The following is a 22,795-nucleotide window of genomic DNA, read 5'->3' on the forward strand; positions in this document are numbered from 1 at the left end:
GCCTGCACACAGGCGATCTTTCAGGGACTCGTGCAGGTCAGCCGCGGCTGCACCGGATCCCCGGACGTGATCAGGCCGAACGTCGTCGAGCCGCCGGGTTTCACGATCGCGTTCCAGTCGGCGTTCGAGACCGTCACCGAGGTGCCTTGCTGGTTCAGCGAGCCGTTCCACAGGTTCCCGACCTGCTGACCGCCGGTCAGGGTCCAGGTGACCGTCCAGCCGGTGATGGCGCGCTGGTCCGTATTGCGGACGGTCACCTCGGCTTGGTGGGCGCCCGGCCACGCGTTGGTGATCCGGTACTCCGCCTGGCATCGCGGAACGGCCCGCAGGGTCGTGGCCGTCGGCGGAGGGGTTGTCGCCGCGGCGTCGCCGCCGTCGCGGCCCAGCGTGGTGCCGATGAGGACACCGGCCGCGACCAGGCACGCGGCCCCGGCTCCGGCGAGGACGGTGCGGCGCGGGAATTCTCGCCGGCGCGGCAGAAGCAGCGTCGGATCCCTCGGCGGCGGCAGGGTGCGCCCGGCCGCGATCGCTTGCAGCGCCTCGTGAAACTCCGCCATCGACGGTCGTTCGGCGGGTCCGGCCCGCAGGACGCGCAGCAGGATTCCGGTCAGCGGCCCGCTGCGACGCGGTGGATCGATCCGCCCCTGCGCGACCTTCCGCACGAGCGCGAGCGGGTTGTCGTCGGTGCCGAACGGCGGCGCGCCCTCCAGCGCCGTGTACAACGTGGCGCCCAGGGAGAACACGTCCGCGGCGAACCCGGCGTCCTCGCCGGCGGCGACCTCGGGCGCGAGGAAGGCGGGCGTACCGGCGATCATGCCCGCGCCGGTCGCGGTGCCTTCGCCGAGTGCGCGGGCGATGCCGAAGTCCGCGATCTTCGCGGTGCCGTCGGCGGCGATGAGCACGTTGCCCGGCTTGACATCGCGGTGCACGATGCCCTCGGCGTGCGCGGCCGCGAGCGCCGAGGCGACCTGCCCGCCGATCGTGGCCACGGCCTCCGGCGGCAGCGTGCCGCGCTCGGCGAGTATCGCGGACAGGCTTCGTGAGGGCAGGAATTCCAGTACCAGCCACGGTTTTCCGCCGTGCTCGACCACGTCGTGCACGGCGATCGCGTGCGGATGCTTCAGCCGCGCGGCGAGCCGCCCTTCGCGCAACGCCTGCCGCACCGCGGTGCCGCCGTCCGCGACGAGCTGTTTGACGGCGACGACCCGGTCCAGCCGCTCGTCACGTGCCTGCCACACGATGCCCATCGAGCCACGACCGACGTGCGACACCAGCCGGTAGCGGTCCGCGATGAGCTCTCCCTCGTCGGCCACGAGGGCGATGTTAGCGGGACGCGGAGATCCTGAAGGTGAATTCGAGCAGCCGCCATTCGCCGTCGATGAGACGGCCGTCGGGCGCCGGGTCTTGCCGCGGCACGAAATCCACCACGAGTTCGTCCTTGACGCCGAACACGGTGTCGCCGCGGCCCGCGCTCGTGTCGAGGTACGGCCCGCCGCGCACGAACAGCTGTGTGATCAGCTGCGAATACCCCGGCTTGCTGATCATGAAGTGCAGATGCGGGGCCCGCCACGGATGCCGTCCGGTCGCGGCCAGCATCCGGCCCACCGGGCCGTCGTCGGGAATCGGGTACTCGCTGGGCAGGATCGACCAGAACACCAGCCGTCCGTCGTCGTCGGTGTGGAACCGGGCGCGCAGCACCGGGCCCTCGAGATCGGGCAGCTGCACGTCGTAGTAACCGTCCTCATTGGACTGCCACACGTCCACCACGGCACCGGGAACCGGCGCACCGTCGACGTCGGTGACCCGGATGTCCGACCACAGCGGCGTTCCCGGCAGGCCGCCGCTGATGTCGGCGCCTTGTTCGGCGACCGGTGGCCCTTCGACGTAGAACGGGCCGAGCACCGCCGAGGCGGTGGTGTCCGGGGTCCGGGAGTTGGTCAGCACGTCCACCGCGCTCGACACGCCGAGCACGTCCGAGAGCAGCACGAACTCCTGCCGCTTGTCGTCGGTGATGTGCCCGGCACGGGTGAGGAAATCGATCGCGTACTGCCATTCGGCCTGGGTGACGTCGTTGACGCGCACGTAGTGGTGCAGGTGCCGCACCAGATCGGTGACCAGCTGTTTCACGCGCGGTTCCGGCGCCTGGTCGAAGCTCGCGACGACCTGTGCGGTCAGCCACGACAGGTCCGGCACCGTCCGGCCGCCGCCGGGACGAGTGCCCGCCCACGCGTCACGCAGCAGCCCCTCGATGCCGTCCCTGGTCAGCTCACGCGGGTTCGGATAAGGCTGCCCCGTGGCGAGTTCCGCGGCGCGCGGGATGTCGGACTCGGCCAGGCCCAGTTCGCGCAACGACACGGGGCCGCCGCAGTTGGCGATGAGGTCGTACACCGCGCCGGGCGCGTCGGTGGCCCCGAGCGCTTCGGCGATGCGGGCCATCGCCTCGGGTGCGGCGGAGGCGTTGTAGGCCATCGCGTGCGGCAGGATGACCGTGTGAGTTTCGGCGTGCGGCAGGTCGAACGAGCCGCCGAGCGTGTGGCACAGCTTGTGGTGCAGCCCCATGCCCACCGACGCCAGGCACGTTCCGGCCAGCCACGCCGCCTCCAGCAGATCCGCGCGCGCGTCCACATTGGACTCATCGGTCGCGAGGACGGGCAGGGCGCGGCCGATCCGGGTGATCGCGTCGAGCGCCATGCCGTCGACCACGGGATTGGCCTGCGGGGAGTACAGCGCCTCGACCGCGTGCGCGAGCGCGTTGATCGCGCTCACCACCGAGGTGGCCATGGGAAGGCCGAGCGTCAGGCCGGTGTCGTAGATGACCGTCTCCGGCAGGATGTCCGGCGACGAGCGCGTGGTCTTGCGTCCGTTCTCGGTTTCGCCGAGCACCGGCGTGACCTCGGAGCCCGCGTAGGTCGTCGGAAGGATCACCTGCGCGATACCGGTGCGCACCGCCAGCGCCTTGGCCAGTCCGGTCGTGGAGCCGCCGCCGATCGCGACGACACAGTCCGCGTCGTGTTCGCCGAGCACCTTCAGCGCCCGGTCGGTCACCTCGACCGGCGTGTGCATCGCGGCGCCGTCGAACTCCGCGGCCAGCAACGGACCGAGTGCTTCCCGCACGAGCGCCGCCGACCGCGGCCGCGCCAGCAGCAGCACACGCTGGGCACCGAGCCGCTCCACCTCCTCGCGCACCTGGCTGACGGACCCGAACACCACCCGAACCGGCTGGGCCTGGTACACGAAGCTCCGCATCGAGCGCCTCTCCTCTTCTCACGACCGAACGCGCACAGCGAGTACAGCGCCTTGTTCGCATCCTGTCCAGTAGTACGCGATGCGTACATCCCCTCGGATCACCTGCCGCAAGGCGAATCCGGCAGCCACTTGACACGGTTAGTGGCCTGAGTCACAGTTACCGGTTGCCGGATAGTGAACGATACGTACGCATTGCGGACGGGTTATGACTCCAGATCCACGTCAGCTCCGGAACTGCCTCGGGCATTTCGCCACCGGCGTCACCGTCGTCTCCACCGAGGTCGACGGGCAGCCACACGGCGCGACCGTGAACGCCTTCACCGCGGTGTCGCTCGACCCGCCGCTGGTGCTCGTCTCGCTCGACCGCAGAAGCAAGGCCTGTTCCTACCTCGGAGGCAGGCCGTTCACGGTGAACCTGCTGCGCGAACCGCAGGACGACGTCGCGCTGCACTTCGCGGGCAAACCCCGCACGGAGCCGGTCGAGTGGGAGTGGAGCGAACACGGCCTCGGTCCCCGCCTGTCCGGCTCGCTGGCGTACGTGAGCTGCGCACCGTGGCGGAACTACGACGGCGGAGATCACGTGCTGTTCCTCGGCCAGGTCGAGGAAATCGAGTTCACCGGAGGTGACCCACTGGTGTTCTACCTCGGCGAGTTCCGTCATCTCGGGCCGGCCTTCGAGACGGTGCCGTGGATGAGCTCGGCCGATTATCCGTCCGTTATGGACTTCAGCTGGCTGCGCCCGGCGCAGTGACACCGCAACTCAACGGCGAGGAGCAAAGATCGTGACCACCCAGCAGGAGCGGCCCGCGGCCGGGGCCGAGACCAGGCCGACGCGCCCGATGACCGGCGAGGAGTACATCGAGAGTCTCCGCGACGGCCGGGAGATCTTCATCTACGGCGACAAGGTCGACGACGTCACCACACACCCGGCGTTCCGCAACTCGGTGCGGACGACCGCCCGGCTCTACGACGCACTGCACGACCCGGACAAGAAGGACGTGCTGACCGCGCCGACGGACACCGGCAGCAGCGGGTTCACCCATCCGTTCTTCCGCACCCCGCGCAGCAGCGCCGATCTTTACGCCGACCGTGACGCGATCGCCGAATGGGCCCGGATGACCTACGGCTGGATGGGCCGCAGCCCCGACTACAAGGCCGCCTTCCTCGGCACGCTGGGCGCCAACTCCGACTTCTACGAGCCGTACGCGGAAAACGCGCGGCGCTGGTACACCGAATCGCAGGAGAAGGTCCTGTACTGGAACCACGCGATCATCAACCCGCCGGTGGACCGCGACCGGCAGCCGGACGAGGTGAAGGACATCTTCATCCACGTCGAGGAGGAGCGCGACGACGGGCTGATCGTGTCGGGCGCGAAGGTGGTCGCGACCGGATCGGCGATCACGCACTACAACTTCATCGCGCACTACGGCCTGCCGATCAAGAAACGCGAGTTCGCGCTCGTGTGCACGGTGCCGATGGGCGCGCCCGGCATGAAGCTGATCTGCCGTCACTCCTACGCGCAGAACGCCTCCAGCCCGTTCGACTATCCGCTGTCCTCCCGCTTCGACGAGAACGACACGATCTTCATCCTGGACAAGGTCAAGATCCCGTGGGAGAACGTGTTCATCTACGCGGATCCGGAGAAGGCGTCCACGTTCTTCCCCGGCTCGGGCTTCCTGCACCGCTTCACCTTCCACGGCGTCACCCGGCTGGCGGTCAAGCTCGACTTCATCGCCGGACTGCTGATGAAGGGCGTGGAAGCCACCGGCACCAAGGACTTCCGCGGCATCCAGACCCGCGTCGGCGAAGTCATCGGCTGGCGCAACATGTTCTGGGCGCTGTCCGACGCGATGGCCGCCAAGCCCGACGAGTGGATTCACGGCGCGGTGCTGCCGCACCTGGACTACGGGCTGGCCTACCGCTGGTTCATGACCGTCGGCTATCCGCGGGTACGCGAGATCATCATGCAGGACCTGGGTTCGGCGTTGATCTACCTGCCCTCGCACGCCGACGACTTCAAATCGCCCGAGATCCGCCCGTACCTGGACCAGTACGTGCGCGGGTCGAACGGGATGGACGCCGTCGAGCGGGTGAAGCTGATGAAGCTGATCTGGGACTCGATCGGCAGCGAGTTCGGTGGCCGCCACGAACTCTACGAACGCAACTACTCGGGCAACCACGAAGGCGTCCGCGCCGAGTTGTTGCTGGCCGCGCAGCAATCCGGTGCCGCGGACGCGATGAAGGGCTTCGCCGAGCAATGCATGGCGGAGTACGACCTGGACGGCTGGACCGCCCCCGATTTGATCAACCCGGAGAGTCGACGATGACTACCGCATCCCCCACCGCCGCGGGCTCCGGCGCCTCGGCGACACAAGCGTTCCGCGCTACCCGCCACGACACCGCAGCTGTCACGGCCGAACGGATCAGCGACGTCGTGTCCGCCGTGCTGGCCGGCGTGCACAACGCGATCCGCGAGAAGAAGCTCACCTATCCCGAGTTCCAGGCCGCCAAGCAGTGGCTGATCGAGGTCGGCGAAGGGGGCGAATGGCCGCTGTTCCTCGACGTTTTCGTGGAGCACGAGGTCGAGCACGTGGCCGCGGAAACCCAGTCCGGCACCAAGGGTTCCATCCTCGGCCCGTACTACCTGCCCGACCAGGTTCGCCTGCCGTCCGTGGCGACGCTGCCGATGCGCTCCGACGAGAAGGGCACGCCGCTCGTGCTGTCGGGCCAGGTGCGCGACACCGAAGGAAAACCGTTGGCAGGCGCGGAACTGGACCTGTGGCAGGCCGACGGCGACGGCTACTACTCCGGTTTCGCGCCGCATCTGCCGGACGGGAATCTGCGCGGAGTCATCGTCACCGATGACGAGGGCCGCTTCACCGTCACCACGATCCGGCCCGCACCGTACCAGATCCCCACCGACGGGCCGACCGGGAAACTGATCGAGGCGGCGGGCTGGCACCCGTGGCGGCCCGCGCACCTGCACCTGCTCGTGCGCGCGCCCGGCCACCGCAAGATCACCACGCAGCTGTACTTCCAGGGCGGCGACTGGCTCGACAGTGATGTCGCGCAGGCCACGAAACCGGAGCTGGTGCTCAATCCCCAACCCGGCGACGACGGCACACTGCACGCGGAATACGACTTCGTGCTGGAACGCGACGCCGCTTGAGAAGCGGCGGAGCCGCTTGCCATGAGGACGACGGCCGGCACCGCGGCGCAAGCCAGGAACATGGGAGTTCTGATGTCAGCCCTGACCATCGCGGGGATGGACACCGTGATCGTCGACCTGCCGTTGCGGCGACCGCATCGGTTCAAGTCGATGACCGCGACGCACCAGAGTTATCTGCTGGTGCGGGTGCGCACGGTGGACGGCATCGACGGTATCGGCGAGTCCGTCGTGCCGGGCGGGCCGTGGTGGGGCGGGGAAAGCGTCGAAACGATGCGGGCGGTCATCGACGGCTATCTCGCACCGGAACTCCTCGGCGGCGACGCCACCCGGATCGAGCTGCTCACGCACCGGCTCGACCGGGTGGCGGCCGGCAATTCCTTCGCCAAGGCCGCCGTCGAGATCGCGTTGTTCGACGCCTGCGGGCGGGCGCTCGGGGTGCCGGTGCACCGGCTGCTCGGCGGGCTGTACCGCGAGTCGATCCCGGTCACGTGGGCGCTGGGCGCCGAGGACGCCGACATCGTGATCGCCGAGGCGGAGGAGAAGCTCGAAGCGGGGCTGCACACCAGTTTCAAGCTGAAAATGGGCGCGACCGATCCGCGTGGCGACGCGGCGCGGATCGTCGCGGTCGCCAAGGCACTCGCCGACCGGGCCAGCGTGCGCGTGGACCTCAACGCGGCGTGGGACGAACCGACGTCCACGCGGTGGTTGCCGAGGCTGGAGGACGCCGGTGTCGACCTCATCGAACAACCGGTGCCGGGATGGAACATCGAGGCGATGCGCCGGATCGCCGCGCGGCTGACGATTCCGGTGATGGCCGACGAAAGCCTCGCCTCGGTGCACGACGCGCTGGCCCTGTGCCGCGCCGAGGCCGCCGACATCTTCTCGTTGAAGATCCACAAGCTCGGCGGGCTCGCCGCGACGAGGAAAGCCGCCGCGGTCGCCGAGGCCGCCGGGGTGCCCTGCCACGGCGGGTCCAGTATCGAAAGCTCCGTCGGCACGGCCGCCGCGGCACACGCCTACGGGGCGATCGGCAACGTCACCTTCGGCTGCGAGCTGTTCGGGCCGTCGCTGCTCGCGGCGGACGTGGTGATCGACCCGGTACGTTACGAGCACGGCGAACTGGTGGTCCCGGACGGGCCGGGCCTGGGCGTCGAACTCGATCTCGACCAGGTGGGCCGATACGCCAGGGGAGGCACCGGGTGGTGAAGTCGGAGGATCAGAAGGACTACGTGCAGTCCCTGGAACGAGGACTGTCGGTGATTCTCGCGTTCTCCGACCACCATCCGCAGCTGACGCTGTCGGAGGTCGCCGAACTGACCGGGCTGTCGCGGCCGACCGTGCGGCGGCTGTTGCTGACGTTGGAGCAGCTGGGTTACGTGCGCTGCGAGGCACGGCAGTTCTCCCTGACCCCGCACGTGCTCGCGCTCGGCTACGCGTACCTGTCGTCGCTGAACCTGACCGAGGTCGCGCAGCCGTTCATGGAGGAGGTCACCAAGCAGACCGGGCACACCTGCTCGCTGTCTGCTTTGGACGGTCACGACGCGGTGTTCCTGGCCCGGGTGCCCGCGAAACAGGTCATGCGCACGACGCTGACCACCGGCACCCGGCTGCCGGCCTTCGCCACCTCGATGGGCCGGGTGCTGCTCGCAGGGCTGCCCGAGCACCAGCTGGAGGAGGTGCTGGCGGGGATCATGCTGACGCCGCTGACCGCGCACACCGTCACGGAACTGGCCTGCCTGCGCAAGATTCTCGACGACGTGCGCTGCCGGGGCTGGGAAATCGTGGACCAGCAGTTCGAGGAGGGCGTGCGGTCGCTGTCGGCACCGGTGCGCGACGCGGGCGGGCGGGTCATCGCGGCTCTGTCGATGTCCGTGCCCGCCCGCGCCTACGCGATGGAACAGATCGAGGAGGAGCTGCTGCCCGTGATCGCGGAGAACGCGGGCGAGATCAGCAAACGGCTCGGCGCCCGGCTCGAGCGCCGTTAGCCCGCGATCTTGTCCAGCTCGGCCAGCGCATCCTCGGGCAGGGTGAGCGAGGCCGCGGCGACGTTGTCCCGCAGGTGCGCCACCGAGGATGTGCCCGGGATGAGCAGGACGTTCGGCGAACGGTGCAGCAGCCAGGCCAGCGCCACCGCCATCGGCGTGCTGCCCAGCCGGGCCGCCACGCCGTTCAGCTCCTCGGACTGCAGCGGCGAGAACCCACCGAGCGGGAAGTAGGGCACGTAGGCGATCCCTTGCGCGGCAAGGGATTCGATCAGCTCGTCGTCCTCGCGGTTGGCGACGTTGTAGCGGTTCTGCACGCACACCACCGGCGCGATCCGCTGCGCCTCGGCCACCTGTTCCGCACTCGCGGTGGACACGCCGAGGTGCCTGATCAGCCCCTGCTGCCGCAGCTCCGCGAGCGCCTCGAATCCGGCCGCGACCGAACCGGGCTCCGGGCGCTCGAAGCCGCCGACGCGGAAGTTCACCACGTCGAGGGTGTCCAGACCGAGGCGTTCGAGATTGTCGTGCACCTGACGGCGCAGCTGATCGGGTTCGCGCGCGTGCGGCCAGTTCCCCTCGGCGTCGCGCGTCGCGCCCACCTTGGTGACGATGTGCAGATCGTCCGGGTAGGGGTGCAGCGCTTCCTTGATGATCTCGTTGGTCACGTACGGGCCGTAGAAGTCGGCCGTGTCGACGTGGTTGATGCCGAGGGCGACCGCCTCACGCAGTACGGCGATGGCGGCGTCCCGGTCCGCGGGCGGACCGAAGACCCCCGGGCCTGCCAACTGCATCGCGCCGTAGCCCATGCGCGTGACCGTCACATCGCCCATGGTGAATGTTCCACCGAGAACTGTCTTGCCTGTCATGTCTCCACCATGCGCCATGCCGGGAGCGTATGGCAGGGCCCCTCGATCCTGGGACCACGAGGGACAGGCACACCGCAAGCTCCGGCGACGCCAGAATCCACCGGGACGATCGATCTGTAGGAAAATATCGGCCGGTATGGGTATTTCCCCGAGTGGCAGCGGAAATCGTTGTGGTTGAGCGGAGATTTCCTGCCCGCAACCGCCCCGGACTCCATAACACTGTGTCGCGACGTCATTACCGCGCTATTGATCTGTGTCGATGGTTACTGACTCGTGACTTTCGCCGTGTCTTTTTCGTAACCTCGCTGAGCCTTCGCGGTGACCTGCGATCTACCCCGAGGATCAGCGGCTGCGAGCCATCACGGAACTCTCAAGGGATCCCCCGCCCTTGTCGCCGTCCGTGATGCGAGCACGAAGGAGCCCCACCCCCGTGGGCCGACACAGCAAACCGAGCAAAACCAAGACCGTCATCAAGCGGACGAGCGCGACCGCCGCGCTGGCGGGTGCCGCCGTCGGTGGCATCGGCATCGTCGGAGCCGGTACCGCCAGCGCCTTCCCCGGGCAGGCCGGGCTCGTCAAATGCGAAAGTGGCGGCAATCCCACCGTGGTCAACAACACCGCGGCCGGACAGCGCGCCGGACGCCCCGCCGGCCTGTTCCAGATCGTCACGCAGACCTGGCTGGCCAACGGCGGCGGCCAGTACGCCCCGACCGCCGACAAGGCCGCGCCGTGGCAGCAGCAGATCGTCGCGGACCGGATCTACGCCCGCTCGGGCGCGGCGCCGTGGGAATGCCACACCGGCGCCGGCCCGGCCGCCTTCGCGAACTTCGGCAACTCCGGCGGCGGCGCCTCCGAGCCGGCCGCGAGCGCCCCGCAGGTCCAGACCAAGACCACGGTCAAGCAGGATTCCGTCGAGACGTCCACCGCGGCGCCGAGCACGAACCCGGGCGGGGACTACACCGTCGTCGCCGGGGACACGTTGTCCGGCATCGCGCAGAAGTTCGGCGTGGCGGGCGGATGGCAGCAGCTGCACAAGCTCAACGCCGACCACATCCCCAACCCGGACCTGATCCTGATCGGCCAGCGGATCGCCACGAAGTGACGCCGGCGGGGCAGGCGGGCCGCGACCGGAATCGCCTGCCCCGCAAAAACTAACCGGCCAAGCGGACGTCGCCACGGGACAGGCGGCGCACCGGGATCGCGTGGAGTTCCTCGTGGGCACGCGGAATGTCGCGATCTTCGAAATTCACGCTGCCGTTCATTCGCGCGGGGCGCTGACGGCGGTGGTTGCGCTCCAGGCCGTACAGCACGAGACCGAGAACTGCCAGGAAAATCAGAAGATTCATCATGGCATGAAGTTTCCGTTCATCAACTTACTGCCACCAGTGGCAGATCTGTCGTTGTGCGATAAAATCCTGCCATGCTGAAAACCGTGGCCGCGGCGCTGATCGACCACCTCGCGCCGTTCGAATTCGGCGTGATCTGTGAGGTCTTCGGCCTCGACCGCACCGACGACGGAGTGCCGCCGATCGAGTTCCGGATCTGCGGCGAACGCCCCGGCGAACCGTTGCGGGCGACGATCCCCGGCGTGATGTTCACCCCGTCCGACGGCCTCGACGGGTTGCGGGACGCGGATCTCGTCGCGCTACCCGCCACGCACGTGCGCGAGGAATACCCGCCCGCCGTACTCGACGCCGTGCGCGAGGCCCACGCCAACGGCGCCACGCTGCTGTCGGTGTGCAGCGGCGCGTTCTTCCTCGGCGCCACCGGACTGCTCGACGGCCGCCACTGCACGACGCATTGGCGCTATATCAAGGAGTTCGAACAGCGCTTCCCCGAGGCCAAGGTCGATCCGGACGTGCTGTTCGTCGACGAGGGCGACATCATCACCAGCGCGGGCACGGCCGCCGGGATCGACGCGTGCCTGCACCTGGTGCGCCGCGAACTGGGCACGGCCGTCGCGACGACGATCGCGCGGCGCATGGTGGTGCCGCCCCAGCGCGACGGCGGACAGCGGCAGTTCGTGGAGCTGCCCGTGCCCGAGTGCACGGCCGACAGCCTGCAGCCGATTCTGGCCTGGATGCTCGACAACCTCGCCGCGGACCACAGTGTGGCCGCGCTCGCCCGGCGGGCGCAGATGTCGGAGCGCACGTTCGCCCGGCGGTTCACCGGCGAAACCGGCACCACCCCGCACAAATGGCTGACCACACAACGGGTTCTGCACGCGCGGACCCTGCTGGAGGAGTCCAAGCTCGGCATCGAGGAGATCGCCCGGAGCTGCGGTTTCGGCACGGCCGCCCTGCTGCGGCACCACTTCCACAAGGTCGTGGGCGTGTCCCCGCACGACTACCGCCGCACGTTCGCCTGCTAGGCGGGACCGGTTTCAGGCGATCCGGTACCGCTCGTCCGGAACGTCGGTGATGAACATGTACCCCGGCGAATGCGTGATCGCATAGGGCGGGCGGGAGGCCATCAGCGCCGCCTGCGGCGTCACCCCGCACGCCCAGAACACCGGCACGTCACCGGGTTCCGCCTCGACCGGGTCCCCGAAATCGGGCCGCGCCAGGTCGGTGATGCCCAGTTCCGCCGGATCGCCCACGTGCACGGGTGCGCCGTGCACCTCGGGCATCCGGCCGCTGATCCGCACCGCCAGATCGACCATGCCTCCGGGCATCGGCCGCATCGACACGACCATCGGCCCGCGCAACCGCCCGGCCGCACGGCACTGCCGGTTCGTCACGTACATCGACACGTTGCGCCCCTGCTCCACGTGCCGCAGCGGAACGCCCGCGGCGGTCAGTCCGGCCTCGAAGGTGAAGCTGCAGCCGATCAGGAACGCGACGAGATCGTCCCGCCACGGCACCGCACCGGCTTCCCCGGCCAGTTCGCCGTCCCGCCAGATCCGGTATTTCGGCAGATCGGTGGCCAGGTTCGCGCCGGGCGCGAGCACCGTCGACGTGCTGCCGGGATCGGTCACGTCCAGCACCGGGCACGGCCGCGGATTGCGCTGGCAGAACAGCAGCACCTCGTAGGCCCAGTCCCCTGGCACGGCGATGAGATTGACCTGGGTGAAGCCGGGAGCCCAGCCCGAGGTGGGACTGGCCGCGCCCGCGCGGAACAGGGTGCGCGCACGTTCCGGCGAGGTGACCGTCATCGTTCCATTGAACAGAATCAGCTCAACCGGGCCAAGATCTCGTCCAGCCGCTTCAGGTCCGCGGCGGGCAACCCCTGCAACTCCTCCGGTGGCATCCCGAGAATCCGGTTGGCCTTCGCCGCGACCTGTGCGCCCTCTTCGGTGACCGTGACGACCTTGCACCGCCGGTCCTGCGGATGCACCGAGCGCGCCACCAGGCCCCGCGTTTCCAGATCGTCGACCAGAAGCGTGGTGTAGGGCCGGTCGGTGAGCAGTTCCTCCGCCAGTTCGCGCATCGTTCTCGGCGCGGCCGCGATCCGCCGCAGCGCCTTGATCTTGGCGAAGCTCATGCCGAGCGCGTCGACGACCTGCTTGCGCCGGTCGTTGCGTTCGAGCACCAGTTCACGCATGCGTTCCCAGACTCGCTCCGCCACCTCGTTCACGCGTGCACCGCCATCTCCTCGACCGCCAGCCGTTCCGCGGACCGCCGTGCTCGCAGGCTGGTCACCACGAACCCGAGCGCCGTGATCGCGATCCCGCTGACCGCCATGATCCACCACGCGATGTGACTCGCCGACGCGAAGCCGGTCTCGACGGGACCGCGCACGTGTGACGTGACGACCGCGCCCAGCACGGCCACGCCGAGCACGTTGCCGACCTGGCGGCTGGTGGAGGCGACGGCGGAGGCGACCCCGGCCTGCTCACGCGGCATCCCGGACACGGCCGCGTTGGTGATGGGCGGGTTGACCAGCCCGAACCCGATCCCGAACAGGAAGTAGGTGATCAGCAGCGTCGGGATGGAGGTCTCGGCGCCGATCGTGGTCAGCAGGACGCCCGCGATCGCGATCGCCACTCCGGCGACCGTCAGCGGAAGCCGCGCGCCCCGGCTCGCGACCAGCCGCCCCGACACCGGCGACAACGCGAGGATCATCAGCGCCGCCGGCAGCGTCAGCAGCCCCGCCTGCAGCGGCGAGAAGCCCCGCACCGTCTGCAGGTAGATCGCGTTGAGGAAGAGGAAACCGCTCAACGAGGCGAACCCGGTGATCGCGATGACCGTCGCGCCGGAGAACGGGATGCTGGCGAAGAACCGCGGATCCAGCAACGGTTCCGCGCGGCGCTTCTCGTACGGCACGAGCGCACCCAGTGCGAGCACGGCCAGCACGAAGCAGCCCAGCGTTTGCGCCGAGCCCCAGCCCGCGTGCGGCGCCTCGATGATGCCGTAGGTGAGGCTGCCCAGGATCACCACGACCAGCAACTGCCCGACGGCATCGATCCGCCGGGGGCGCGGCGCCTTGGACTCGGGCACGAACAGCGCCGCGAGCACGATCGCCGCGAGGCCGATCGGCACGTTGACCCAGAAGATGGAGCGCCAGCCGACCGCGTCCACGAGCGCGCCGCCCACGACGGGGCCCAGCGCCATGCTGATGCCGAACACGCTGCCCCAGATGCCGATCGCGCGGGCGCGTTCGGCCGGATCGGTGAAGGTGTTGGTCACGATCGACATCGCGACCGGGTTGAGCATAGAACCGCCGACCGCCTGCATCATCCGGAACACGATGAGCAGCTCGATGTTCGGCGCGAGACTGCACAACAGCGAGCCGACCGTGAACACCGCGAGCCCGGTCTGGAAGATCCGGCGCCGTCCCACCCGGTCGCCGGTCGAACCCGACAGCATCAGCAGGCTCGCGAGCACGACCGAGTAGGCGTCGATCGTCCACTGGAGGCTGGAGACCTGCGCCGAGAACTCGCGCTGGATCGAGGGCAGCGCCACGTTGACGATCGTGTTGTCGAGCGAGACCACGAACAGGCTCAGGCAGCAGATCGCCAGCACGAGCAGTCTGCGTCGGTATGTCACATACCCTCCGGGATCGCTTGTAGATCTACAACAGTTATTACCCTACAACGATTCGCTCCTGGACACACAATCATCTAATGATTTAATGTTTGTCCGGGGGCTTCGAAGGAGAGGAACAGCTGGTGACGGGCAACAGACGCAGCGCGGCATGGTTCGGCGAGACCGGCAGGGCGGGCATGATCTACCGCTCGTGGATGCGCAACCAGGGATTCGGCCCGGAGGTCTTCGACGGCCGTCCGGTCATCGGCATCGCGACCAGCGCTTCGGAGCTGGCTCCGTGCAACGCACACCTGGACCGGGTCGCGGAGGCCGTCAAGCGCGGGGTGTGGCAGGCGGGCGGTTTTCCGCTGGTGTTTCCCACGATGGCCACCGGCGAAACGCTGATGCGGCCCACCGCGATGCTCTACCGGAACCTGATGGCGATGGAGGTCGAGGAGCTGATCCGCGCCAACCCGCTCGACGGCGTGGTGCTGCTTTCCGGCTGTGACAAGACCACGCCCGCGATGCTCATGGCCGCGGCCAGCGTCGACATTCCGGCCGTCATGGTCACCGGTGGTCCGATGCTCAACGGCAAGTACCGCGGCGAGGACGTGGGCTCCGGCACGCACGTGTGGAAGTTCGAGGCGGAGCTCAAGGCCGGCCGGATGACCCAGGAGGAGTGCTTCTTCGCCGAGGGCTGCATGGCCCGCTCCAACGGGCACTGCATGACGATGGGTACCGCCTCGACGATGGCGTGCATGGCCGAGGCGCTCGGCATGCAACTGCCCGGTTCGGCCACCTGGCCCGCCGTGGACGCCCGCCGGTTCGAGATCGCACAGGACGCGGGGCGGCGCATCGTGGCCATGGTGGACGAGGAGCTGCGGCCTTCGGGCATCCTCACGCGTGAGGCGTTCGAGAACGCGATCCGGGTCAACGCCGCGATCGGCGGGTCCACCAATGCGATCATCCACCTGCTCGCGATCGCCGGCCGCGCCGGCGTGCGCCTGTCGATGGACGATTTCGACGTGCCGGCCCGCGCGGTGCCGACGCTGGTGAACCTCATGCCCAGCGGGAAGTTCCTGATGGAGGACTTCTGCTACGCGGGCGGTCTGCCGGTGGTGATGCGGCGCCTCGCCGAGGCCGGGCTGCTGCACTCGTCGGCGGTCACGGTGACCGGCAAGGGCGCAGGCGACAACGTCAGCGGCGCCGAGTGCTGGAACGACGAGGTGATCACGCCGATGGACGCGCCGTTCCAGCCCGCCGGCACGGCGACGGCGGTACTGCGCGGAAATCTGGCTCCCGGCGGCGCGGTGATCAAGCAGTCCGCGGCGTCCCCGGAGCTGCTCACGCACCGGGGCCGCGCGCTGGTGTTCGACACCGCCGAGGACTACCACGCGGTGTGCGACGACCCGGACATGGACGTGACCGAGTCCGACATCCTGGTGATCCGCGGCGCCGGGCCGAAGGGGTACCCGGGCATGCCCGAGGTGTCCAACGTGGTGCTGCCGGCGAAACTGCTCAAGGCCGGGGTGACCGACATGATCCGCATCTGCGACGGGCGGATGAGCGGCACCGGGTACGGGACGGTGGTGCTGCACGTGACACCCGAGTCCGCGGTCGGCGGGCCGCTGGCGCTGGTGCGCACGGGCGACGAGATCACCCTCGACGTGCCGTCGCGGTCACTGACGCTGCACGTGGACGACGCCGAACTCGACCGCCGCCGCGCGCAGTGGACGGCCCCGGAGCCGGTTTCGGCCAGCGGCTACACCTGGCTGTATACGACGCACGTGCTGCAGGCCGACGAGGGCGCTGACTTCGACTTCCTGCGCGGCAAGCGCGGCCACGCCGTGCCCAGGGATTCGCACTAACGGCCGCGCTGTCCGGGCCGCAGCCGTGCGAGAGGCTCGAGCCCGGACAGCTCGACGGCCTTGCGCACCGGCGAGTTCGGCGGCACGAGCAGTTCCAGCGTCATCTGCAGCACCCGCAGCCGGTCGGCGAGGGTGAACAGCACGCGCAGGCCCGCGCTGTCGAGGTACTCCAGCCCGGTCATGTCGATCACGACGGTGCGCACTTCGTTGGTGATGGCGGCGTTGATCTTCTCCTGCACCAGGCTCGCGTTCGCCAGGTCGATCTCACCCGAGACCTGTATGCACACCATGTCTCCGCGGACGTCGGCCTCCACCCGGGCAGCCGTCATGGGCGAGATTCCGAGCTCAGATCGCGGCGGATCATGACCAGGGTCCCGTCCCCGGTCTGCTCGACGCGCACTTCGTCACCGCATTTTTCCATCAGCAGGATGCCACGCCCCCGGTTCTCTCCTCTCGGCTTCCGCCATTGCCCATGGTCTCGAACACTAGCGACGACCTCGCTGCCCTGCAGTTCGAGACGCAGCTCGACGGTGCCGCCGGACGGGCCGTAAGCGTGTTCCACGGCGTTGGTGCAGGCCTCGCCGACCGCGAGCAGCAGGTCCCCCGCCGTGTCGGCGTCGGCGCCCGCGACGGACAGCCAGCGCCGCATCGCGGCACGGAAATCCTTGAGCGACTCCGGAAGCGCGGGCAGCACCAGCTCCAGCGGGCCGGTCTCGTCGAGGCTCTCACGGCGGAAGGTCAGCAGTGCGACGTCGTCCTCGGGCGCGTCCTCGCCGATGAGCCGCGCCATCACCTCGGCACACACCTTGTCCGCCCGCTTGACCGACACCGTCTCGCGGAGCAGGTCGAGCCCGACGTCGAGCGGGCTGTGCCTGCGCTCCACGAGACCATCGGTGAAAAAGCAGGTCAGCGCACCGGGCGGCAGCTCGACCGCCGTGGCCCGCCGCCGCGCCTCGCGCACCGCGCCGATGGGCGGGTCGATGGGCAGCTGAGGGAAATCGCCACGCTCCCCCGGGACCGTCACCAGCGGCGCGAGATGCCCGGCGGAGGACAGGTGCAGGCGTTCGAAGTTCGGTTCGAGCGTGCCGTAGAGCACCGTCGCCATCATGCCGGGCTCGAAATGCTGGGCCTTGCGATCGAGTCTGCTCAGCACGTCGGCCGGGTCGGTGGTCTCCAGTGCGTACGCGCGAAGAGCGCTGCGTAACCGTCCCATCACGACCGCCGCGGGCAGATCGTGCCCCACCACGTCGCCGATCACGATGCCCAGCCAGCCCGAGGGCAGCGTGAACACGTCGTACCAGTCCCCCGCGACCCTCGACTCGCCACCGGGCACGTAGCGGGCCCCGAAATCCAGCGTGGGCACCGTCGGCAACTTGGTGGGCAGGAGACTGCGCTGCAGCTCGGCCGCGGCGGCGCGGGCCGCCTGGGAGCGGTGCGCCTGCATGGTCAGCGCCATCCGGTCGCCCGCGAGCTGGAGCAACTCCACCTCGTCGTCGGTGAACTCGCGATCGGTGAGGCTGCCGACGTGCAGCACCCCGATCACCGCGCCGCCGACGATGAGCGGCACCCCGAGCAGCGCACGGATGCCCTTCTCCCACAACAGCTGGTTGACCACGGTGGTGCTGTCGATGCGGTCGAGCGTGACCGGCCGCCGCTCGGCCGCGATCCGTCCGGCGAATCCCTTACCGAGCGGGATCCGCACGCCCTGACGGACCTCGGACTCGATGCCCTGCGTCGCCGTGGCCACCAGCTCCTGCGAGCCGGGCTCCAGCGTCAGGATGACCGCGGTGTCGGAGTGCATGATCTGGCACACCCTGTCCAGCAGTTCAGTGAGCAGGGTGTCGCCCTTGAGGTGAGCGAGCGCGTTGTCGCTGACGAAGCCGATACGGCGCAGCCTGTCTTCCGCGCTCGCCGAGTGTGCCATGAAGTCAGGTTAACCAGAACGCGGAAACGAAAACCTCGCGGCGCGCTGTCCACAGAGGTGTTCCCCGGCGGGCGCGCGTCAAACGCGCCCGCCGCGGGATTTCTCAGCCGCGCTCGATGAGATGCCCCACCACGTCCGGACCGGGGTGAGCGGCACCGGACGCGTCGCGGCGCACCGTCGGCTCGGGCAGCTCGACCGGATCGCCGTTGCGGGCCGCGCCCGCGGGCCGCTGACCGATCCAGGCCACCGACAACGCCGTCTCTCCCTTGAGGAACCGCTGTGCACGGACACCACCGGTGGCGCGGCCCTTCGCCGGATACTCGGCGAACGGAGTCATCTTGACCGTCGTGCCCGTTGCCGTGACCACCATCGGCTCGCCGTGCTCGGGATCGTCCGTGCGCAGCGCACCGAAGAACACCACAGTCTCGCCGGCCGCGAGCTTGATACCGGCCATGCCGCCGCCCTTGAGCCCCTGCGGCCGCACCAGCGACGCGTCGTACCGCAACAGCGAAGCGTCGGTGGCCACGAAGGCCAGCGATTCCGAGCCGTCGGTGAGCCAGGTGGCACCGACGACCTCGTCGCCGTCCTTGAGGCTGATCACCTCGAACTCGTCCGAGCGCACCGGCCATTCCGGCGCGCACACCTTGACCACGCCCTGCCGCGTGCCGAGCGCGAGCCCCGGTGATCCCGCGGCCTGCTCACCGAGCGGCGCGATGCCGATGATCCGCTCGCCCTTCTCCAGCGGCGCCAGCTCACGCGCCGCCATGCCGCCGCGCAACGACACCGTGCCCTGCTGTTCCGGCAGCACCGGCAGTGGCAATACGTCCGTTTTGAACGCCCTGCCCCGGTTGCTGACCAGCAGCACCTGCCCGCGCGCGGTGGAATGGACCATCGCCGCGACCGCGTCGTGTTTCACGCGGCCCGCGCGGCGCCGTACCTCGGGCGCTTCCTCCGACTCCGCCGCGGTCCGCGCCACCAGGCCCGTCGCGGACAGGATCACCTGGCACGGATCGTCGGCGACCTCCAGCGGACCGGCCGGTTTGGACGCGGCCAGCACTTCCTTGAGGTCACCGTCGATCAACGCGGTGCGCCGCTCGGCCTGGAAGTCCTTGGCGATCTTGGCCAGCTCGCTCGAGACGACCTTCTTCAGTTCCCGCTCGTCGTCGAGGATCTTGGTCAGCTCGGCGATCTCCTCGCGCAGCCGGTCCTGTTCCTCTTCCAGCTCGAGCTTGTCGTACTTGGTCAGCCTCCGCAGTGGAGTGTCCAGAATGTAGGTGGCCTGGATCTCGGAGAGCTTGAACCGCTTCATCAAGCCCTCTTTGGCCTCGGCGGCGTTGTCGCTGTTGCGGATCAGCCGGATCACCTTGTCGATGTCCAGCAACGCGATCAGCAGGCCCTCGACCAGGTGCAGCCGTTCCTCGCGCTTGCGCCGCCGGTACCGGGTGCGCCGCGTGACGACCTGGTAGCGGTGGTCGAGGAACACGTCCAGCAGCTGCTTGAGCCCGAGCGTCTGCGGCTGCCCGTCCACGAGCACCAGGTTGTTGATGCCGAACGAGGACTCCAGCGGGGTGAGCCGGTACAGATCGGCCAGCAACGGCTGCGGGTTGACCCCGACCTTGCACTCGATGACCAGCCGGGTGCCGTTCTCGCGGTCGGTCAGGTCCTTGACGTCGGCGATCCCGGTGAGGCGCTTGGACTTGTTGACCTCGTCGGTGATCTTCTCGATCACCTTCTCCGGCCCGACACCGTAGGGAAGTTCGGTGACCGTGATGGCCTGGCGGCCGCGGCTGCCCTCCAGCGGCCCGATCTCGACCTTCGCGCGCATGCGGACCACGCCGCGGCCGGTCTCGTACGCCTTGCGTACCTCGTCGAGGCCGAGCAGCAACCCGCCGGTGGGCAGGTCCGGGCCGGGCACGAACTCCATCAGCTTGTCCAGCGAGGCGTTCGGGTGGTTGATCAGCCACCGCGCGGCCTGGATGACCTCGCCCATGTTGTGCGGGATCATGTTGGTGGCCATGCCGACCGCGATCCCGGACGTGCCGTTGACGAGCAGGTTCGGATAGGCCGCCGGCAGCACCGACGGCTCGGACAGCGAGCCGTCGTAGTTGGGCCGGAAGTCGACGGTCTCCTCACCGAGCTCGCCGACGAGCAGCATCGCCTCGGGCGACATGCGGGCCTCGGTGTACCGGCTGGCCGCCGGGCCGTCGTCCGGGGAACCGAAATTTCCGTGCCCGTCAATAAGTGGCGCGTTCATCGAGAAGTCCTGCGCCAGCCGCACCATCGCGTCGTAGATGGCGGTGTCGCCGTGCGGGTGGTAGCGGCCCATCACGTCACCGACCACGCGCGAGGACTTCACGTACGCGTGGTTGGGCCGGTAGCCGGCCTCGTTCATCGAGAACAGGATGCGGCGGTGCACGGGCTTGAGCCCGTCCCGCGCGTCGGGCAGCGCCCGCGAGTGGATGACCGAGTACGCGTACTCCAGATACGAATCCTCGATCTCGGTCTTGACCGGATTCTCGAAGACCTGCGCACCAGCCTGGTCGAACGCGCTCGGATCGACCCGCGTGGTGGGGGTTTTACGGCGTGCCATTGCTCAACGTCTCCTGCGATATCAGATGTCGATCGCGGCCTGGTCGACCCGGGAGGACGAGTCGATGAGCCAGTTGCGGCGGGGTTCGACCTTCTCGCCCATCAACAACTCCAGCGCGCCCTCGGCGGCGTCCACGTCGTCGAGCGTGATGCGGCGGACCGAGCGCGTGGCGGGGTTCATCGTCGTCTCCCACAGCTCGTCGGCGTCCATCTCGCCGAGCCCCTTGAACCGGGGCACCGGTTTGACGATCTGCCTGCCCGACTCTTCGAGCTCGGCGACCTTCTGCTCCATCTCGCGCTGGGTGAAGGTGAAGTGGGTCTCGGAGTTGCGGCCCTTGGTGACGATCTTGTGCAGCGGCGGCATCGCGGCGTAGAGCCTGCCGTCCTCGATCACCGGGCGCATGTACCGCGCGAACAGCGTGATCAGCAGCGTGCGGATGTGCGAACCGTCCACGTCCGCGTCCGCCATCAGGATCACCCGGCCGTAACGCATCGTGGACAGGTCGAACGTGCGGCCCGAACCGGCGCCGAGCACCTGCACGATCGAGGCGATCTCGGCGTTCTTGAGCGTGTCGCCGAGGCTGGCCTTCTGCACGTTGAGGATCTTGCCGCGCAAGGGAAGCAGCGCCTGGTACTCCGAAACCCGCGCCATGCGCGCCGAGCCGAGTGCGCTGTCACCCTCGACGAGGAACAGCTCGCTGCGTGAGATGCCGGTGGTGCGGCAGTCGACCAGCTTCGGCGGCATCGCCGCGCCCTCCAGCGCGGTCTTGCGCCTCGCGGCATCCTTCTGCTGCTTCTGCGCCAGCCGCACACGCGCCGCGTCCACGATCTTCTGCAGCACGATCTTGGCTTCGGACTTGGTCCTGCGGTTTTCCGTCCACGCCTTGATCTCGCGCTCGACCAGACCCTGGAGCACCCGGGTGATGCCCGCGGTGGACAGCTCGTCCTTGGTCTGCGAGGTGAACTGCGGCTCGGGCACGCGCACGTGCACGACCGCGGTCATGCCCTCCAGCACGTCGTCGAGCGTCGGCAGGTCCTCCTTGGGCTTGAGCAGCCCGCGGGTCTTGGAAATGGCCTCCTGCAAGGCTTTCGTGACTCCGCGGTCGAAGCCCCTGCGGTGCGTGCCGCCGTGCATGTTGCGGATCGTGTTGGAGAAGCACTCGATCGTGCGCTCATAGCCGGTGCCCCAGCGCAGCGCGACCTCGACCTCCGCGTGACGCTCCACATTGGACTGCATTACGCCGTTGGCGTCGGCCGCGTTCTCCTTGTACGTGCCCTCGCCGTTGATCAGCAGCGTGCCGGAGACGGGCTTGTCGCCGGACGGGCTCAGGAAGTCCACCATGTCGGCGAGGCCGCCGGGATAGTGGAAGGTCTCCTCGCCGATGGAATCCTCGCCCGCGGTGCGCAGCACGTAGGTGACGCCGGGCACCAGGAACGCGGTGTTGCGCAGCTTCATGCGCACCGACTCGGTGTCGAGCTTCGCGCCGCTTTCGAAGTACCGCGAGTCGTACCAGTACCGGATCGAGGTGCCCGTCTTCTCGCCGCGCTTCATCCTGCCCGCGACGCGCAGCCCCGGCTGCGGCGTGAACTTCGCCTTCGGGCCGGGACCGTCGAAGACACCGGGCACGCCGTGCTTGAACGACATCTCGTGGACCTTGCCGTCGCGCTTGACGACGACGTCGAACCGGTGCGACAACGCATTGACCGCCGAGGCGCCGACACCGTGCAGGCCGCCGGAGGTCTTGTAGCCCGAGCCGCCGAACTTGCCGCCCGCGTGCAGCCGGGTGAGCACCAGTTCCACGCCGGAAAGGCCCGATTTCGCGTGCTGGCCGGTGGGGATGCCGCGACCGTCGTCGTCGACCTGGACGCTGCCGTCGGCGTGCAATGTCACCACGACGCGCGAGGCGTGACCCGCGACACCTTCATCGGTCGAGTTGTCGACGATCTCGGTGAAGAGGTGGTTGATCCCGCGACTGTCGGTGGACCCGATGTACATCCCGGGTCGTTTCCGGACAGCTTCCAGTCCCTCGAGATGAGTGAGGTCATCGGCCCCGTAGAGAGGCTCAGCAGACGCGGTCACAGGGTCTTTCTCCCAGGTCGTGGCTTGAGTGTGGTGTCGTACCAGCGACCCACGGTAGGACAGGGTATCCGACGCCCACGACAACTCCGTGGTTATCGCGCCGT

General features: G+C 68.8%; 19 protein-coding genes. 8 read left to right on the forward strand and 11 right to left on the reverse strand.

The genetic code is table 11. The features are described 5' to 3' along the window. Window positions 1–20: 20 nt before the first annotated feature. Both HFP15_RS17055 and HFP15_RS17060 read right to left on the reverse strand, forming a co-directional pair. Window positions 21–1,313: a protein kinase domain-containing protein gene (locus tag HFP15_RS17055; RefSeq protein WP_168516654.1), complete on the reverse strand. Its 1,293-nt coding sequence runs from the start codon at window positions 1,311–1,313 to the stop codon at window positions 21–23. Between the two features lie 10 nt (window positions 1,314–1,323). Further along, window positions 1,324–3,246 (reverse strand): maleylacetate reductase and hydroxyquinol 1,2-dioxygenase domain-containing protein, encoded by a 1,923-nt coding sequence (locus HFP15_RS17060; protein ID WP_168516656.1) that lies wholly within the window; start codon window positions 3,244–3,246, stop codon window positions 1,324–1,326. Window positions 3,247–3,451: 205 nt separating this feature from the next. Here HFP15_RS17060 and HFP15_RS17065 point away from each other — a divergent pair, with 205 nt between their 5' ends. The 5 genes from HFP15_RS17065 (at window position 3,452) to HFP15_RS17085 (ending at window position 8,400) form a co-directional block, all read left to right on the forward strand. Continuing rightward, entirely contained in the window at window positions 3,452–3,997 is a 546-nt protein-coding gene (locus tag HFP15_RS17065; RefSeq protein ID WP_168516658.1) for a flavin reductase family protein, read from the forward strand. 88 nt (window positions 3,998–4,085) lie between these two features. Further along, complete coding sequence (locus HFP15_RS17070; protein ID WP_168516956.1) at window positions 4,086–5,573, forward strand: 4-hydroxyphenylacetate 3-hydroxylase family protein; 1,488 nt, start codon at window positions 4,086–4,088, stop codon at window positions 5,571–5,573. After that, window positions 5,570–6,415 carry a catechol 1,2-dioxygenase gene (gene catA / locus HFP15_RS17075; RefSeq protein ID WP_168516660.1) on the forward strand — a complete coding sequence of 282 codons (846 nt, stop codon included), beginning with the start codon at window positions 5,570–5,572 and terminating at the stop codon, window positions 6,413–6,415. Before HFP15_RS17070 ends, catA begins: the two co-directional genes overlap by 4 nt. Before the next feature lie 72 nt (window positions 6,416–6,487). Next, window positions 6,488–7,621, forward strand: coding sequence for a muconate cycloisomerase family protein (locus tag HFP15_RS17080; protein WP_168516662.1), 1,134 nt, complete (start codon window positions 6,488–6,490; stop codon window positions 7,619–7,621). Beyond that, a complete protein-coding gene (locus HFP15_RS17085; RefSeq protein WP_312871624.1) occupies window positions 7,618–8,400 on the forward strand; it encodes an IclR family transcriptional regulator domain-containing protein in 783 nt (260 codons plus the stop codon). Before HFP15_RS17080 ends, HFP15_RS17085 begins: the two co-directional genes overlap by 4 nt. On the opposite strand, the gene HFP15_RS17090 is transcribed toward HFP15_RS17085, so the two are convergent. Continuing rightward, window positions 8,397–9,263 (reverse strand): aldo/keto reductase family oxidoreductase, encoded by an 867-nt coding sequence (locus HFP15_RS17090; RefSeq protein ID WP_168516664.1) that lies wholly within the window; start codon window positions 9,261–9,263, stop codon window positions 8,397–8,399. The genes HFP15_RS17085 and HFP15_RS17090 overlap by 4 nt on opposite strands. Window positions 9,264–9,693: 430 nt before the next feature. Between HFP15_RS17090 and HFP15_RS17095 the strand changes: the two genes are divergently transcribed. Continuing rightward, the gene (locus HFP15_RS17095) at window positions 9,694–10,365 is read left to right on the forward strand and encodes a LysM peptidoglycan-binding domain-containing protein (protein WP_168516666.1); all 672 of its coding nucleotides are present in this window, start codon (window positions 9,694–9,696) and stop codon (window positions 10,363–10,365) included. A gap of 49 nt (window positions 10,366–10,414) precedes the next feature. Here the strand turns inward: HFP15_RS17095 and HFP15_RS17100 are convergent, their stop codons facing one another. Then, a complete protein-coding gene (locus HFP15_RS17100; protein ID WP_168516668.1) occupies window positions 10,415–10,612 on the reverse strand; it encodes a hypothetical protein in 198 nt (65 codons plus the stop codon). 71 nt (window positions 10,613–10,683) lie between these two features. Here HFP15_RS17100 and HFP15_RS17105 point away from each other — a divergent pair, with 71 nt between their 5' ends. Further along, on the forward strand, window positions 10,684–11,634 hold the full coding sequence (locus tag HFP15_RS17105) for a helix-turn-helix domain-containing protein (RefSeq protein WP_168516670.1): 951 nt from the start codon (window positions 10,684–10,686) through the stop codon (window positions 11,632–11,634). 12 nt (window positions 11,635–11,646) lie between these two features. Here the strand turns inward: HFP15_RS17105 and HFP15_RS17110 are convergent, their stop codons facing one another. Genes HFP15_RS17110 through HFP15_RS17120 form a run of 3 tightly spaced genes read right to left on the reverse strand, consistent with a single transcriptional unit; the run spans window position 11,647 to window position 14,251 of the window. Next, a complete protein-coding gene (locus tag HFP15_RS17110) occupies window positions 11,647–12,417 on the reverse strand; it encodes a putative hydro-lyase (protein ID WP_168516672.1) in 771 nt (256 codons plus the stop codon). A 17-nt stretch (window positions 12,418–12,434) separates the two neighbouring features. After that, the gene (locus tag HFP15_RS17115) at window positions 12,435–12,839 is read right to left on the reverse strand and encodes a MarR family winged helix-turn-helix transcriptional regulator (protein WP_312871625.1); all 405 of its coding nucleotides are present in this window, start codon (window positions 12,837–12,839) and stop codon (window positions 12,435–12,437) included. After that, window positions 12,836–14,251 carry an MFS transporter gene (locus tag HFP15_RS17120; RefSeq protein WP_168516674.1) on the reverse strand — a complete coding sequence of 472 codons (1,416 nt, stop codon included), beginning with the start codon at window positions 14,249–14,251 and terminating at the stop codon, window positions 12,836–12,838. The genes HFP15_RS17115 and HFP15_RS17120 overlap by 4 nt, the downstream gene beginning before the upstream one ends. Before the next feature lie 122 nt (window positions 14,252–14,373). Between HFP15_RS17120 and HFP15_RS17125 the strand changes: the two genes are divergently transcribed. Beyond that, a complete protein-coding gene (locus HFP15_RS17125) occupies window positions 14,374–16,098 on the forward strand; it encodes an IlvD/Edd family dehydratase (protein ID WP_168516676.1) in 1,725 nt (574 codons plus the stop codon). Here the strand turns inward: HFP15_RS17125 and HFP15_RS17130 are convergent. The 4 genes from HFP15_RS17130 to HFP15_RS17145 form a co-directional block, all read right to left on the reverse strand. Next, window positions 16,095–16,427, reverse strand: a complete 333-nt coding sequence (locus HFP15_RS17130; RefSeq protein ID WP_168516678.1) for an STAS domain-containing protein — start codon at window positions 16,425–16,427, stop codon at window positions 16,095–16,097. The genes HFP15_RS17125 and HFP15_RS17130 overlap by 4 nt on opposite strands. After that, a complete protein-coding gene (locus HFP15_RS17135; protein ID WP_168516680.1) occupies window positions 16,424–18,022 on the reverse strand; it encodes an ATP-binding SpoIIE family protein phosphatase in 1,599 nt (532 codons plus the stop codon). The genes HFP15_RS17130 and HFP15_RS17135 overlap by 4 nt, the downstream gene beginning before the upstream one ends. 103 nt (window positions 18,023–18,125) lie before the next feature. Then, window positions 18,126–20,612, reverse strand: a complete 2,487-nt coding sequence (locus HFP15_RS17140) for a DNA gyrase/topoisomerase IV subunit A (RefSeq protein WP_168516682.1) — start codon at window positions 20,610–20,612, stop codon at window positions 18,126–18,128. Window positions 20,613–20,633: 21 nt separating this feature from the next. Then, entirely contained in the window at window positions 20,634–22,691 is a 2,058-nt protein-coding gene (locus HFP15_RS17145) for a DNA gyrase/topoisomerase IV subunit B (protein WP_168516684.1), read from the reverse strand. Window positions 22,692–22,795 lie beyond the last annotated feature (104 nt).

Source organism: Amycolatopsis acididurans (assembly GCF_012328925.1).
Lineage (GTDB): Bacteria > Actinomycetota > Actinomycetes > Mycobacteriales > Pseudonocardiaceae > Amycolatopsis_E > Amycolatopsis_E acididurans.

Coding starts and splice junctions, on each gene's coding strand:
- HFP15_RS17130 (WP_168516678.1), bottom strand. CDS start 16,427: ATGACGGCTGCCCGGGTGGAGGCCGACGTCCGCGGAGACATGGTGTGC.
- HFP15_RS17060 (WP_168516656.1), bottom strand. CDS start 3,246: ATGCGGAGCTTCGTGTACCAGGCCCAGCCGGTTCGGGTGGTGTTCGGG.
- catA (WP_168516660.1), top strand. CDS start 5,570: ATGACTACCGCATCCCCCACCGCCGCGGGCTCCGGCGCCTCGGCGACA.
- HFP15_RS17080 (WP_168516662.1), top strand. CDS start 6,488: ATGTCAGCCCTGACCATCGCGGGGATGGACACCGTGATCGTCGACCTG.
- HFP15_RS17105 (WP_168516670.1), top strand. CDS start 10,684: ATGCTGAAAACCGTGGCCGCGGCGCTGATCGACCACCTCGCGCCGTTC.
- HFP15_RS17135 (WP_168516680.1), bottom strand. CDS start 18,022: ATGGCACACTCGGCGAGCGCGGAAGACAGGCTGCGCCGTATCGGCTTC.
- HFP15_RS17100 (WP_168516668.1), bottom strand. CDS start 10,612: ATGATGAATCTTCTGATTTTCCTGGCAGTTCTCGGTCTCGTGCTGTAC.
- HFP15_RS17110 (WP_168516672.1), bottom strand. CDS start 12,417: ATGACGGTCACCTCGCCGGAACGTGCGCGCACCCTGTTCCGCGCGGGC.
- HFP15_RS17140 (WP_168516682.1), bottom strand. CDS start 20,612: ATGGCACGCCGTAAAACCCCCACCACGCGGGTCGATCCGAGCGCGTTC.
- HFP15_RS17070 (WP_168516956.1), top strand. CDS start 4,086: ATGACCGGCGAGGAGTACATCGAGAGTCTCCGCGACGGCCGGGAGATC.
- HFP15_RS17065 (WP_168516658.1), top strand. CDS start 3,452: ATGACTCCAGATCCACGTCAGCTCCGGAACTGCCTCGGGCATTTCGCC.
- HFP15_RS17090 (WP_168516664.1), bottom strand. CDS start 9,263: ATGACAGGCAAGACAGTTCTCGGTGGAACATTCACCATGGGCGATGTG.